General features: G+C 63.8%; 15 protein-coding genes. 11 read left to right on the forward strand and 4 right to left on the reverse strand.

The window, feature by feature from the left end; translation table 11 throughout:
• Positions 1-152: 152 nt before the first annotated feature.
• From VGN58_RS02060 to VGN58_RS02075, 4 genes are all read right to left on the reverse strand, one after another.
• Positions 153-581, reverse strand: coding sequence for a hypothetical protein (locus VGN58_RS02060; protein WP_327481133.1), 429 nt, complete (start codon positions 579-581; stop codon positions 153-155).
• Complete coding sequence (locus tag VGN58_RS02065) at positions 581-1060, reverse strand: phage holin family protein (RefSeq protein ID WP_327481135.1); 480 nt, start codon at positions 1058-1060, stop codon at positions 581-583. Before VGN58_RS02065 ends, VGN58_RS02060 begins: the two co-directional genes overlap by 1 nt.
• Positions 1061-1069: 9 nt before the next feature.
• Entirely contained in the window at positions 1070-1432 is a 363-nt protein-coding gene (locus tag VGN58_RS02070) for a hypothetical protein (protein WP_327482030.1), read from the reverse strand.
• 162 nt (positions 1433-1594) lie between these two features.
• Positions 1595-3055 (reverse strand): Do family serine endopeptidase, encoded by a 1461-nt coding sequence (locus tag VGN58_RS02075; protein WP_327482032.1) that lies wholly within the window; start codon positions 3053-3055, stop codon positions 1595-1597.
• 541 nt (positions 3056-3596) lie between these two features.
• On the opposite strand from VGN58_RS02075, the gene VGN58_RS02080 reads away from it, so the two are divergent.
• From VGN58_RS02080 to VGN58_RS02125, 11 genes are all read left to right on the forward strand, one after another.
• Positions 3597-5747 carry an adenosylcobalamin-dependent ribonucleoside-diphosphate reductase gene (locus VGN58_RS02080; protein ID WP_327481137.1) on the forward strand — a complete coding sequence of 717 codons (2151 nt, stop codon included), beginning with the start codon at positions 3597-3599 and terminating at the stop codon, positions 5745-5747.
• Between the two features lie 418 nt (positions 5748-6165).
• The gene (locus VGN58_RS02085) at positions 6166-6762 is read left to right on the forward strand and encodes a hypothetical protein (protein ID WP_327481139.1); all 597 of its coding nucleotides are present in this window, start codon (positions 6166-6168) and stop codon (positions 6760-6762) included.
• Positions 6763-6883: 121 nt separating this feature from the next.
• Positions 6884-7726 (forward strand): NrdJb, encoded by an 843-nt coding sequence (locus tag VGN58_RS02090; protein ID WP_327481141.1) that lies wholly within the window; start codon positions 6884-6886, stop codon positions 7724-7726.
• A gap of 12 nt (positions 7727-7738) precedes the next feature.
• Positions 7739-8761 (forward strand): RelA/SpoT domain-containing protein, encoded by a 1023-nt coding sequence (locus VGN58_RS02095; RefSeq protein ID WP_327481143.1) that lies wholly within the window; start codon positions 7739-7741, stop codon positions 8759-8761.
• A 139-nt stretch (positions 8762-8900) separates the two neighbouring features.
• Positions 8901-9383 (forward strand): hypothetical protein, encoded by a 483-nt coding sequence (locus VGN58_RS02100; RefSeq protein WP_327481145.1) that lies wholly within the window; start codon positions 8901-8903, stop codon positions 9381-9383.
• A 128-nt stretch (positions 9384-9511) separates the two neighbouring features.
• Complete coding sequence (locus tag VGN58_RS02105) at positions 9512-10924, forward strand: KAP family P-loop NTPase fold protein (RefSeq protein ID WP_327482034.1); 1413 nt, start codon at positions 9512-9514, stop codon at positions 10922-10924.
• A 131-nt stretch (positions 10925-11055) separates the two neighbouring features.
• Positions 11056-11409 carry a hypothetical protein gene (locus VGN58_RS02110; RefSeq protein WP_327481147.1) on the forward strand — a complete coding sequence of 118 codons (354 nt, stop codon included), beginning with the start codon at positions 11056-11058 and terminating at the stop codon, positions 11407-11409.
• A 37-nt stretch (positions 11410-11446) separates the two neighbouring features.
• A complete protein-coding gene (locus VGN58_RS02115; RefSeq protein ID WP_327481149.1) occupies positions 11447-11872 on the forward strand; it encodes a hypothetical protein in 426 nt (141 codons plus the stop codon).
• A 568-nt stretch (positions 11873-12440) separates the two neighbouring features.
• Positions 12441-12908, forward strand: a complete 468-nt coding sequence (locus VGN58_RS02120; RefSeq protein ID WP_327481151.1) for a hypothetical protein — start codon at positions 12441-12443, stop codon at positions 12906-12908.
• A gap of 396 nt (positions 12909-13304) precedes the next feature.
• Positions 13305-13658, forward strand: coding sequence for a lysozyme inhibitor LprI family protein (locus tag VGN58_RS18320; protein ID WP_414710742.1), 354 nt, complete (start codon positions 13305-13307; stop codon positions 13656-13658).
• 304 nt (positions 13659-13962) lie between these two features.
• Positions 13963-14262 carry a hypothetical protein gene (locus tag VGN58_RS02125; protein WP_327481153.1) on the forward strand — a complete coding sequence of 100 codons (300 nt, stop codon included), beginning with the start codon at positions 13963-13965 and terminating at the stop codon, positions 14260-14262.
• Positions 14263-14384 lie beyond the last annotated feature (122 nt).

The following is a 14384-nucleotide window of genomic DNA, read 5'->3' on the forward strand; positions in this document are numbered from 1 at the left end:
ATCCCTGTAGGAGCGACGTGAGTCGCGACCGCGCGCCACGGCAGCCAAGGGGGGCCACGGGGTGGCCGCGATGTTTCCGCACGGGTCGTGTCCCAGGGACGTCCTTCGTGCGGTCGCGACTCACGTCGCTCCTACATCAGCCCCGCGCGCTGTCAGCGCTCCGACAGCTCCGTCGCCGCTTCGGCCGGGCGCGGCGCGGTGACCACGATCTCGTCCTCGTCGAAGGCCTCGTCCACCATCGGTTCGTCGTCGGCCACCCCTTCGGCCTGCTGCTGCACGTCCTGGGCGGTATCGGCGGCCTGCTCCGCGGTCTCCGCCGCGGTGGCGGCCTGCGCGGTGGCCAGGAAACTGGAAACCGCGGTGAACATCTGCATCCAGCGCGCGCCGGTCAGCGCGCGCAAGGGTTCGGCGCGGCCCACCAGGAAGCCGCTGACCACGCCGGCGATGACGATGCGCGCCGGCGTCCAGCCCTCTTTCCAGGACTGCTTGAGGATGGTCCAGTACAGCGAGGACTGCGCGCTGCGCAGTTCCACCCGCTTCTCGGCCCGCGCCACCCGCTGCTGCAACTGTTCGAAGCGCATCACGGACCTCCGTTGCCGGACGGCGGCGCGGGGGGCGGGGCCTCGTCCTCGTCGCCGGTACCGTGCTCGTCGAACAGCCCCAGCTGCGACAGCTGCCGGCGGGTGGCGTGCATGCCGGTGTAGTCGAAGTAGCGGCTCACCCGCCATGCCGCGAATGCGGTCATCGCCAGGCTGACGAAGGCCGCCAGCGACAGCGACTGCAGCCACGAGAAACCGAACCGCTGCATCAGCGCGATCAGCGCGCCGGTGATCAGCAGCCAGGCCGAGGCGCCGAACACCACCGCCACGCACGCCCACGCCAGCGCCCGCCCGAAGGCGCTGCGCGCCAGTGCGAAATCGGCCGACACCAGCGCGCGCATCGCACGGCCGGTGTCCCGGGCGGAGCCGTACGCAGCGCGCCCGGCTTCACCGACCTCCTTGAGGCTGTCGATGAAGTCGGGCGGCGGTGGCACGTCGTTGTCGCGGGGCGCGTCGCTCACGCGTGGGGCTTACTTGTCGCCGCCGCTGCGCGCCAGCTTGGCGATGATCCAGCCGGCGGCGAAGGCCACGCCGAACGAGGCGATCGGCCGCTCGCGGATCAGGTCGGCGGCGCTGTCGATCAGGTCGCGGCCCTTGTCCATCAGCGCATCGACCTGCTCGCGCGCGGCGCCGCCACCGGCTTCGGCCGCAGCCAGGCCCGACAGCGCGCCGTCGGCCAGTTCGGACTTGATGTTCGCCTTGCCCAGGCGCAGTTCGTCGCCGGCAGCGCTGGCGGCGCCCTTGATCGCTTCGCCGGCGGCGGCGGCGGCCGAGACGAGGTGCGAGCCGGCTTCGCCGAGGTTGGACTTCAGGGCATCGGTATTCGTGGGCATGCTCATGGGTGTCTCCTGCAGGCGGGGGATGGGGGCACTCTAATGCACGGCGGTGAAGGGGCTGTTAGATGAGGAGGGGCGAGGAGTGAGTGGCGAGGAGTGAGGCGTGAGCGGAAGCAAGGTGCCACTTCTCCCTCCTCTCCACTCACCCCTGCTCCACCGTCACTGCATCAGCGCCCGCGCCACGCGTCGGCCGCGCAGCACGTCCACCACCAGCTGCGCCGGCTTGCGCTCGAAGCTGGCACGGAAGCCGGGCAGATCGCCGAACTCGCCGCTGCTGCTGCCCACGATGATGTCGCCCGGGCGCAGGCCGTTGTTCCAGGCGCGGCTGTCGCGCACCACGTTGCCGACCTGCACGCCGCCGTTGGCGCCCATGCTCCGCAGCTGCTGCCGCGCGGATTCGTCCAACTCCTTCAGCGTGGCGCCGGTCAGGCGCGCATCGATCGTCGCGCCCTCGGCCGAGCGCGCGCCTTCCTTCAACGCCACGCTCAGCTGAAGCGGCTTGCCGTCGCGGCGCACGTCCAGCGCCACCCGCGTGCCCACCGGCTGCAGGCCCTCGAAGTTGTGCAGGGCGGCGCGGTTGTCGATGCGCTGGCCGTTGGCCGACAGCACCACGTCGCCCGGCTGCAGGCCGGCGGCGGCCGCGGCCGAACCGGCATACACGCGGGTGATCAGCGCGCCGCGCGGCAGCTCCAGACCCACGGCGCGCGCAGTGCGTTCGTCCAGGTCCTGCGCTTCCACCCCGAACGTGCCGCGCCGGACCACGCCGTCGTTGGCGATCAGCTGGTCCATGATCCCGCGCGCCATGTTGATCGGGATGGCGAAGCCCAGGCCGATGTTGCCGGCCATGCTGCCGCGCGGGTTGAAGCTGGCGGTGTTGATGCCGACCAGCCGGCCCTGCAGGTCGACCAGCGCGCCGCCGGAGTTGCCGGGGTTGATCGAGGCGTCGGTCTGGATGAAGTTCTGGTAGCCGGCCACCGGAATGCCGCTGCGGCCCACCGCCGAGACGATGCCCGAGGTCACCGTCTGGCCCAGGCCGTAGGGGTTGCCCATGGCCACGACGAAGTCGCCCACCTGCAGCTGGTCGCTGTTGGCCATCGGCACCGCGGTCAGGCCCTGCGTCGGGATGCGGATCAGTGCCACGTCGGTGTCGGGATCGGAGCCGATGAACTCGGCTTCCACCTGGCGGCCGTCGTTGAGCGTGACCGACACGCCGTCGGCGTTCTCCACCACGTGGTGGTTGGTCAGCACGTAGCCGCGCGCCGCATCGACGATCACGCCCGAGCCCAGCGCGCGCTCGACGCGTTCGCGCGGCATGTCGGGGATGCCGAAGATGCGACGGAATACCGGGTCGTCGCCGAACGGCCCCAGCGGGCTGGCCACGCGCACGGTCTGTCGGCTGTACACGCTGACCACCGCCGGGGTGACGCGCTTGAGCATCGGTGCCAGCGACGGCAGCGCCTGGCCGTCCACGCTGGTCGGCAGCGCGGCGGCCATCGGCACGGCCGCGGCGGCCGGCGTGGCCTGGGCGGGCTTCTGCAGCAGGTCGTTGAGGCCGGTGGCGGCGAACCCGCCGAACGCGGCGGCGGCGGACAGGGCGATCAGGGTGGGGAGCGGGCGCAGCGCTTTCTTCATAGTCGGTCGTCAGCTCGTGGCGTCGAAGGGAGCGGGCGGCCGGCGGCCTGCCCGCGAAGCTGAATGAGTCTGCTGACGGACCCCTAAACCTGCAATGAAGTTCGGCCGCCTTGCGGCCTCACGCCACCCTCGCGCGGGATGACGGACGGTGGGGTGGAGGCCATGCAATTGTCATGTCAATCCGGTTGACAGGGGGGACCCCCGGGCGTAGTTTGGCGCCTTCGTGCTGACACAAGATGTTGCGGTCCAGCACGGGACGGACCCAAGCACTGGTGTTTTCAAGGGGTTTGCGCTTGGGACATCGGGCGCCTCTGGGGATTGGCGCATGAGGGCGAGGGAAACAGTGGGCACCACGGCAACGGCAGGTCCCGCTTCCACAATCCGGCCACCGGTGCGGCGCCTCGCGTGCAGCCGCCCGGGCAGCCGTCGCCGTCGTCCGGGTCCGCGATGAGATACCGGGGTGGGCCACGGCCCGCCCGCCACCACAGTCATCCGTAGTTCCAGTCGTTTTCAGGAGAACAACACAACCATGAGTACGGTGCGCCTCGAGGCGATCAAGACGGAACAGCCCACCCTGGTCCCCATGCAACCGGCGTCCCAGGACATCTGGGACAAGAAGTACCGGCTGAAGACCAAGCAGGGCGAGGCCCTCGACGCCGACATCGACGGTACCTACCAGCGCGTGGCCCGCGCCCTGGCCGACGCCGAAGCCACCCCCGAGAAGCGCGCCTACTGGTACGAGCGCTTCGTGTGGGCGCTGCGTCGCGGCGCCATCCCGGCCGGCCGCATCACCTCCAACGCCGGCGCCCAGCAGCACAAGCCGGCCACCAGCACCATCAACTGCACCGTCTCCGGCACCATCGAGGACTCGATGGACGGCATCCTGGACAAGGTCCACGAAGCAGGCCTGACCCTCAAGGCCGGCTGCGGCATCGGCTACGAGTTCAGCACCCTGCGCCCGAAGGGCGCCTTCGTCGCCGGCGCCGGCGCGTACACCTCCGGCCCGATGTCCTTCATGGATATCTACGACAAGATGTGCTTCACCGTGTCCTCCGCCGGCGGCCGCCGCGGCGCGCAGATGGGCACGTTCGAAATCTCCCACCCGGACGTCAAGGACTTCATCCGCGCCAAGCGCGAGGACGGCCGCCTGCGCCAGTTCAACCTGTCGCTGCTGATCACCGACGGCTTCATGGAAGCGGTCGACACCGACGCCGACTGGCCGCTGGTGTTCCCGGTGAACATCAAGGAGAAGGGCGACATCGACGTGGAAGACCCCCGCCAGGTCGTCTGGCGCGAGTGGCCCACCCACAAGAACTACATCGTCCGCGACGACGGCCTGGTGGCCTGCAAGATCTACGGCCACATCCGTGCCCGCCACCTGTGGGACATGATCATGGTCTCGACGTACGACTACGCCGAGCCGGGCTTCATCCTGATCGACCGCGTCAACGAGATGAACAACAACTGGTGGTGCGAGACCATCCGCGCCACCAACCCGTGCGGCGAGCAGCCGCTGCCGCCGTACGGCGCCTGCCTGCTGGGCTCGGTCAACCTGACCACCTTCGTGCGCGACCCGTTCACCGACCAGGCGCGCTTCGACTGGGAGGAATACAAGGAAGTCGTGCGCGTGTTCACCCGCATGCTCGACAACGTGGTCGAAGTGAACGGCCTGCCGCTGGAACAGCAGCGCCAGGAGATCCTGCGCAAGCGCCGCCACGGCATGGGCTTCCTGGGCCTGGGCAGCACGCTGACCATGCTCAAGCACAAGTACGGCAGCCCCGAGTCCTGCGAGTTCACCGAAGCCATCGCCCGCGAGATGGCCGTGGCCGGCTGGGAAATGGGCCTGGCCCTGGCGAAGGAGAAGGGCCCGGCCCCGATCATGGAGGAGCGCTTCGCCGTCACCGCCGCCATGCTGCGCCAGCGCCCGGAAATGGCGAAGGACGGCTGGAAGGTCGGCCAGGAGATCCCCGGCAAGGTGCTGCACGCCAAGTACAGCCGCTACATGCAGCGCGTGGCCACGGTGGCCCCGGAGCTGGTGGACGAGCTGGCCGAAGTCGGCAGCCGCTTCACCCACCACAGCTCCATCGCCCCCACCGGCACCATCAGCCTGTCGCTGGCCAACAACGCCTCCAACGGCATCGAGCCCTCGTTCGCGCACCACTACAGCCGCAACGTGATCCGCGAAGGCAAGAAGTCGAAGGAAAAGGTCGACGTCTATTCCTACGAGCTGCTGGCCTACCGCGAGCTGGTCAACGGCAAGGCCATGCCGTTCTCCGAAGACCCGGAGGCGAAGCTGCCGGACTACTTCATCGCCGCCGACGACATCTCCCCCAAGGAGCACGTCGACGTCCAGGCCGCCGCGCAGAAGTGGGTGGACAGCTCCATCTCCAAGACCGCCAACGTGCCCACGGACTACCCGTACGAGCAGTTCAAGGACATCTACCGCTACGCCCACCAGCAGGGCCTGAAGGGGTGCACCACGTTCCGCTTCAACCCGGCCGCCTTCCAGGGCGTGCTGGTGAAGGAAGCCGACCTGGAGAACACCACCTACCGCTTCGAGCTGGAAGACGGCAGCGTGATCGAGGTCAAGGGCAACGAGCAGATCGAGTACGACGGCGAAATGCACACCGCCGCCAACCTGTTCGATGCGTTGAAGGAAGGCTATTACGGCAAGTTCTGAGGTAACCCCTCAGCGCGTGTCAGAGCATGACCCCTCTCCCCGTGTGGGAGAGGGTGCCCCGAAGGGGCGGGAGAGGGGGAGCGAGCGCAGCGAGTTGCTTTGGCTCTTCGCGAACAGCACCCTCTTCCGGCCTCCGGCCACCTTCTCCCACAAGGGGAGAAGGGAGGAACAAAAGCGTTACCCCTCTCCCCTTGCGGGAGAGGGTGCCCCGAAGGGGCGGGAGAGGGGGGAGCGAGCGCAGCGAGTTGCTCTTGCTCTCGGCGCGAACGGCGCCCCCATCCCAACCTTCCCCCGCACGCGGGGGAAGGAGCAGCGCCAAGAAGTTGAACCACCGATTCACCCGCTTCACACGTTCCACCCCGCGCCATCGGGTATAGCATCGGCAGCGTCAACCAACCTCGCCCACTAGGAGGGCAACATGAGCAACGGTAATGGTGTCACGGCGACGCTCTCCGGCGCCGCCGAGAGCGTGAAGGAAACAGTGGCCGGCATCGGCGAAGCGGTGGCTTCCACCGCCAGCGAGACGGTCGCCAAGGCCAAGAAGGCGGCCAAGAAGGCGCGCAAGACGGTGACCGCCGACATCGCCAAGGCGAAGAAGGCCGTGGCCAAGCGCACCGACAAGGCCACCAAGGCGGTGAAGAAGACCGTCGCCAAGGCCAAGAAGAAGCTGGCCGCCGCCAGCAGCGCCGCCAAGGCCGAAGCGGCCAGCCTGCAGAAGAAGGTGACCGGCAAGAAGGCCGCGAAGAAGGCGACCAAGAAGTCGGCCGCCAAGAAAGCTACCAAGAAGGCCGCCACCAGGAAGACCGCCGCCAAGAAGGCGGTGAAGAAGGTCGCCCGCAAGGCCGCCGCCAAGAAGGCGCCGGTCAAGAAGGCCGCCAAGAAGGCAGTGAAGAAGGTCGCCCGCAAGGCGCCCGTGAAGAAAGCGGCGAAGAAAGCCGCGCCGAAGAAGGCGGCCAAGAAAGCCGTCCGCAAGGCAGCCCCGAAGAAAGCGGCGAAAAAAGCCGCCCGTAAGTAAGACCTGAAGCTTCACCCCTCCTCCCCCGGGTCCGGGGGAGGGTTGGGGCGGGGGCCGGCCCGGAAGGCCAGGCGCCGCCCATTCACGACACCACACAGATTACGAACAGGATTCCACCGTCATGGCCGTCAAGATCGACAAGAAAATCAAGGGCTACAGCGTGCTCACCCCGGAAGACAAGGCGCGCGAGGCCGCCGCTGCCATTCCGACGGCGTCGGTGCCGCGCGAGACGGTGGAAAAGGAAGTGCCGCAGGACAACATCATCCAGATGCACGAGCGCATCGAGCGCCCGGAGGTCCTGATCGGCAGCACCTACAAGATCAAGTCGCCGCTGGTGGAGCACGCCATGTACGTGACCATCAACGACATCGTGTTGAATGCCGGCACGGAGCACGAGCTGCGCCGTCCGTTCGAGATCTTCGTCAACAGCAAGTCGATGGAGCATTTCCAGTGGATCGTGGCGCTGACGCGCATCATGAGCGCGGTGTTCCGCAAGGGCGGCGACGTGACGTTCCTGGTGGACGAGATGAAGGCGGTGTTCGATCCGCGCGGCGGCTACTTCAAGGCCGGTGGCGTGTACATGCCGTCGCTGGTGGCCGAACTGGGCGCCATCGTGGAAGAGCACATGAAGTCGATCGGCCTGATCCACGACCCGGAAATGAGCGCGCACCAGCGCGCCATCCTGGCCGAGAAGCGCAAGCAGTACGAAGACCGCGCAAAAAAAAACTCTGACGTAAGCGCATCTCCCCTCCCTTCCCCTGCGACAGCGGGGGAAGGTGCCCGAAGGGCGGATGGGGGCGCTTCTCCCGTCAGCCCCGGCTCCTCCGAAGACATCGCCGTCACCGGCGATGGCGCCAGCTTCCCGCCCTCCGCGACCCTTTGCCACAAGTGCAACACCAAGGCGCTCGTCATCATGGACGGGTGTGCGACGTGTTTGAACTGTGGTTATTCGAAGTGCGGGTGATGTGGGTGCAGTATGTCGCGGACCTCGTGGGTTGAACCAGCCTTCAGTCGTAGTCGCGTTGACAAATCAGCGCGCGTGCTCGTTGATTTGGAGGCGAGCGATGAGGAGTTTGGAGATGCGCTGCGAGTCTTCAGTAACTGGCGTGCAGCTCACGGATATCCTCTGAATACAGCGCAAGTTGTGTTGCGCGCTCGAGCTCGCAGGGTTTGCTCAACTGCTCTCATCTCTCAGCGACATAAACGAGAGATATCAATCATCAGGAAGATTGAGCGAAGCCGTAGCATGCGGCTTACGCAAATGCAGGATATTGCTGGGTGTAGGGCGATAGTCAACACAATGCGGCAGCTTTCCGCCTTGGAGCGAATCTATCGCGACGATGTGCGAGATGATTACGTCAAGTCTCCGCCGGCATCCGGTTATCGCAGTGTGCACGCGGTTTCGCTCTATGAGGGGAAGAAGAAAACTGCATTCGATGGGCTGCTGGTAGAGACGCAACTTAGAACTGCCTTGCAGCACGCTTGGGCGACCGCTGTTGAGACTGTGGACACCTTTACCGGCAGTGATCTGAAGTCAGGTTTCGGTGAAGATGATTGGCGTCGACTGTTCGCGCTCGTGAGTACGTCATTTGCCGTTAGGGAAAGAAGTCCCCCAGTTCCAGATACTCCAGCATCAATTGAATTGGTCAGGCGAGAGCTGCGAGAGCTGGAGTCGGAGCTAGGGTTAACGCAGAGACTGATGGCTTGGCATAGGGCCTCCCAGTTTGTTCGTGCGCCCGAGTTCCGATTCAAGAAGCACCTGCTTATCGAGCTCTGGCCCACAACCGGTGTCGTGAAGCTTCACACGTTTTCGGCGGACCAGTTTGAAAGCGCTGCCCAGAAATATTCTGAGCTGGAGCAGCAGGTAACTACTGAAAATAGGCTGCAAGTTGTGATGGCGTCAGCTGACTCGCTTCAGGCACTCAAACGCGCGTATCCAAACTTGTTTGTGGATCCGACGGCATTTCTGGTTGCATATTCTCAAGCTTTGCTTGAGTAATTCTTGAGATGTTGTGGATAGGATAGTCTCGTTAGCATGTAGGGCGGCTTGGGCGTAGCGATGTTATAGGTATGCAGCGCGTAGGGTGGGTTGAGCGTAGCAATACCCATCAATCGGGACGACAAGGCAAGGGGATGCCATGGAACGTCAGGAGCCCAAGTTCGACAAGGACATGAAGGACGTTGAGTTTCGTCCGCGCACCTATCGGGGCCCATCATTACCTACGCCCTCCCGTGATAATGACGGCCTCTCCTGGAAGATCGGCGTGGCCGTCGGCATCGGTGTACTCGCCGCACTGCTGATCTTCAATGCCTACGAGCGCTATCAGGCGCGCCGTGACGCCGAGCAGGTCCTGCAAGTCCTCAAGCAGGAGACCGCCAAGCTGGAGCGCGAAGCGCGGGCCACGCTCAGCACGGTCACCGTTCCTCCACCTCACCTGGTTGACGTCATCCATCCGGTCCCGCCCGGCTACCGCTGCGCCGGCGGTGCGCTGCTGTATCGCGATGGCAATAGCTGGACGCAGATCACCGCGCGCTCCAACCACATCTACTGCCCGCTTGATGGAGGGTCGGTGGACGACTGTTATCCAGTGACACCTCAAAGTATCGGGTGTCTTCGCTGACCTAATAGTGGTTAGGCCCTGGCCAATCCGCACGAACGACGTTTACGACAAAGAGGTCAAGTATGTCTGAGCAAGTATCGTGGGCTCGTGATGCGTTGGAGCGGAAGGACCTCGCTCAGTTCTTGTCAGTGGCACTGACAAACTTGTCGTCTGCCAGTACAGACGAAGGAAAGGGTGGCCTGACGGTTGCGCTGGATGCGGAGTGGGGTGCTGGCAAGACGTTCTTTGTGAAGGAGTGGATGAAGGATCTTCGGGCTGCCAGCCATCCCGTTGTCTACTTTGATGCTTGGGCCAATGATCTAGGCGAAGAGGCGTCGGTCGCCCTGATGGCAGAGATCCTGGATGGCCTTGATGAGTGGCGGGAAAAGCTTCCCAGAAGCAAGGGTTTGGCGACTTCAGCAGGCGATCTGACGAAGCAGACAGTTAGGAGTTTGCGGGCTGCCCTTCTCCCCGCTGCTGGCGTTATAGCTAAAGGGTTGGTGAAGAAGGCTACGGGAGTTGTCGTCGATGAAGTTATTGATTCGTTCGGCGCAACCGATGAAGAAGATGGCGCCACTTCAGCTGGCGCAGTGGTGGAGGGTGCACTTGATAAGTTGTTTGAGAAGGCAATCGAGGCTCACGGTGCTCGTAAGAAGGCGGTTGCCGAATTTAAGGAGAATCTCACCGGATTAATCAATCTCCTTAGTGAAAGCGCCGGCGCTTCGCTCCCGCTGTTTGTCTTTATCGATGAGCTTGATAGGTGTAGGCCGTCCTATGCGTTGAAGATGCTGGAGGAGGTAAAACATATTTTTGGGATATCAGGTGTTGTCTATGTCATATCAACAAATATAGATCAGCTTCAAAACTCAGTTCGAGCTGTCTACGGCGCCGAGTTCGATGGCCGAGGCTACTTGCGGAGAATGTTCGATAAAGAATACTCGCTACCAGTTCCAACTGTGGATGCAATAGCGATGGTTGTGGAGGATCGCCTCGCCGCGCTGGTGAAAGCGGATGACGTGAAGGGTGTTCCACGGGCTGCCCAAGGTAAGGAGCTGAAGCCCTGGGGGCTCGTTGCGCGAGCGATGATGCCAAGCGATATTCGCAGCCAAAAGCAAACCGTCTCGCTGATATGCGAGGTCTATCCATCTCTTGGTGGGTCTGTTCATCTGCTTTGGCTCTATTACTTGTCCGCGCTGTATCGAACAAATAGAGAAATGCTCGATCAGTTGGTAATGGGTAGCGTGCCTAAGGCCGATCTCAAACGATTTGTTGTAGGTAGTCTTAAGCTTGATGTTGAAATTCCATACATAGCCATGTCCGATCGCTTCGGTCATGACAAGCGGGAAGCGTCGACAACGCTTAGTGAGGCCATCCTTGAGTACATACGTATGAGCGCAATGGATAACGATGCTCTCAGGCAGCACGCCAGATTCGATGGGTACTCATATCCAAGGGTGTTGGCGATCAATGTAGTAGACGGCCAAGTAAGGGGAGATACGCAGCTTGCTAGCTACCCTCCTTTAGTGCGCAGTGCCGGCTATCTGACGACTGGCCCTCACTAGCTTGGTAAGTAGCGTAGCCCGGGTAAGCGCGGCGCACCCGGGACGCCCTACACGTTACTGATCCGATCCCCGGGTGCGACCTCCGGCCTTACCGGGGCTACCATCCAGCTTCGATACGCACGGGGAAGACGATGCTGTTCAAACGCAAGGCAAGCCTCAGCTGGTGGCGCTTCGCGGGAGGAATGGTGTTCGCGCTGCTTCCGTTGGCCTTCATTCTCTTCGTGCTTACACGCGAGGACGACTTCCTCGACTCAGCCCCGGTGTTGTTCCTTGTAGCTGCCGCAGTGGCGTATGCGGCCTTGCGCTGGCATCAGATGAGGAAGCAATTCAACGGTGACGCGGACGCCGCCGCAGCGGCCATCAGACAGAACCCGTTCGGCCTGGCGTTCGGCTCGCCACGCACCTTCATCGTGTGGCTGCTGGTCACCTCGCTGATCGTGATCGCGTCGGTGTTCGCGTGGGCGCTCTGGCACGAACTGCAATGACGCGTGTCACTGACGTCCATCGCCACCCCGCATCCCCATGACTGAAACCCCCAACCCCTACGACGCCCCACGTGCCGCGCTGGTCCAGACGGACCGCGCGCCCATGCGCATGCCGCCGGCGATGATCGCGGCGCTGGTGATCTACGTGGCGATCTACCCGATCGAGGTCATTCCGCTGATCGACACGCCCGTGTGGAGGTTGGAGTTCTTCATGCCCACCATGGCATCGCTCGGCGTTTACACCTTGGGGATGACGTTCGCCCTGTGGCGGCGCTGGCAGTGGGCCAGGCTATGGCTGGTGCTGACCACCGTCGTCTCCGTCTTCCTGCTGGCCCGCATGGTCTGGCGCGGCGCCTCAATGGCGCATTGGTATGCCTACCTGGCCGCTGTGCTGCGCATCGGCGTGACGGTGCTGGTGTTGCTGCCTGCCAGCCGTCGGTGGTTCGCGGCGAAGGGCGGGTAGGGTGGGCTCAAGCCCACCGTCGCGTACCAGTCGCGCACCCTGAGCGGCGGGCCAAGGCCCGCCCTACGTCGGATGAGATTCGGGGCGCCGTTACTCTCACATTGAGCGCCAATCGACGGGGCGCCGCGCACCGTCGCCAGGACTCAGCGCTCCGTCCGCAAGGCTCGGAATGCCAGGCGCGAAGCTCGGAATCCTAAGCGCAAGGCGCACGCGCTCCGTCGTCCGGGCGCGGAACGCCATCGCCCGCGCGCTATGCTTCGTCGATGGCGCGCCGAGCCTCGTCGTTCTCACATTGAGCCCCGTCGATGGGGCCCAAAGCGCGATGTCTCCGAAGCTCCCAGCCCCAGCCGCAAGGCGCGATGCTCCGGATCTCACACGCCGAGCCCCAACCGCAAGGCGCCGCGCTCCGCGCCTCACATTCCGAGCCTCGTCGTTGGCATTCAGAGCTCGATCGCCGTGTCGCCACGCCCTGCATTTGTGAGAGGTAATGCGCGCGATCACGCGCTAGGCTGCGGTCGTCGGCGCCGCGTCGCCGACGTGTCCTTTCCACGTGATCAACGGAGTGACCATGACTCAGAACCTCGTGTCCCTGCGCCTTGCCGCCGACGACCTGAGCGCCATCGAAGCCGCGCTCGACAGCCTGGAACAGCGCCTCACCGGCCTGGTCGGCCTGACCCCCGACGAACGCCGCCAACTGACCAAGATGGGCGACAAGTCCGAAGCCTTCTGCCGCCAGGCCGTCGTTACCCTCGGCAAGCATTCCGAAGTGCTGCCGCGCAACTTCGACCTGGACGAATACCGCGCCGACCTCGCCGCCCTCGACGCGCTGCGCCCCATCCTGGCCCGCCTGCAGCGCCTGTACGAACGCATGGTCGATACCGAGACGGCCCTGGGCAGCGACGTGATGGTCAGCTCGCTGGAAGGCTACGCCCACCTGCAGGTAAGCGGCCGCGGCGACGGCCTGGAAGGCCTGCGCGAAGCCCTGGGCGCACGCTTCATCCGCAAGCGCCGCGCCGAGGCAGAACCGGCGGCGTGATCCTGACGTCATGTGAAAGAAAGGCGAGCTTCGGCTCGCCTTTCAGACAAAGTGCAACGATCTGAGGCTCACCTTCCGTTCTTGCATGCCGTTGATCGTTTGGTGGCACTACCTCTTTGCCAGACTAGAGCCTCGGCTCGAAGGTCCGCCGAGCGACACGCAAAGGAGAAACACATGTCATCTGGTCATTGTCGAACCATCAGACACTCTCATGTGCATGCTGGGGTGCTGAAATCCAAGTCCTTGATCGCGAAGACACGCGCAACGCTTCTCATCTTTACGCTGGCTGCATGCCAGCACGAAATTCCGACTGCGACCCCTTCGCCATCTTCAGGAGGTGCCGCTGTTTCACCCGTATCTGCGTCCAGAGATGTTTCGCCCGATCATTCCAAGGTGATGGAAGAACTTTCCGCCCGCAGCCGAATCCCGACCTCAGAGCTGCGGCAATTGTTGGATGATTGTGAGCGCACACAGCGCAGCATGAACATCTGCGCCTTCCGAAACTTTGTCGCATGGGATCTGGAGCTCGATGCCGCACTCAAGGCTAAACGAGAGTCGGCGTCACTGCAGTGTCGAGCTGATCTTGATCGCGCGCATGCTGCTTGGGAGGCAGAGCGTGATAGAGCATGCTATGAAGAGACAGAAGTAGATGCAGGGGGCTCGATGCGGCCGATGCTTATCAGTGGCTGCAAAACGGACCTAACCAGGGCGAGACTAGTCTTTGTGGGAAAGATGGATGCCTGTCCATGAGGGTGGTGATAATGGTGCCCGTAGTGAGTCAGCGTCGAAATTAGACAGGGAGCAGGTACATGGTCTATGGGAAAGCTAGTGCGGGCGCCCGTCCGCAACTGGGCCTAGCCTTCGGCTTATGTGTGGGCTTGGCAGCTTGCGCTTCCGGTCCAGTTGTCCAAACAAACAAGCCGGACTTCACTGGAACTTGGTCAGCCAAGTGGTGCGACTCGCAGTATCCCCGGGCTGAGTGCGGCAACTTTTCCCGCATCTCGTTCAACGTGGCGAGCGCATTTGTGGCCAGCACTTCGCCGCAACGCCGAGGATGTCCAAGCTTGAGGAGGGCGAGCCGGGCTCGGTGCTCGGCACATCCGTTGGTAACGCAGCCGTCCTGTTGGTCGACAACGCGCGAACCGGAGAAAAGAATATCGCTATCGTGACGCTCACGACCAAGGGTCTGCGATGGCGCATGATCGGGACGGCTGTGCGAGGCGAGTGGCCTGGTGAGAGCATCATTGGCGGGACGTGGATGCTGAGCGAAGACACATCGGAGCATGCACGCTCGGTATTACGTGACTTGGAGGAGCTTTCCTGCCGCTGGCCGGATGAGATCCCGTCTGGCTAGCCACGCGTCAAGGCACGGCGCCGCCAAGGTGTCGTGCCAGGTTCAATACGAACCCGGTACCGCAGATCACCGTAGCGCTCATTCATCTCTGGCAGACTGCCGCCTGTCAGGAAAAAGGTCAG

Source organism: Pseudoxanthomonas sp., from assembly GCF_035999195.1.
In the GTDB taxonomy this organism is placed as follows: Bacteria; Pseudomonadota; Gammaproteobacteria; order Xanthomonadales; family Xanthomonadaceae; genus Pseudoxanthomonas_A.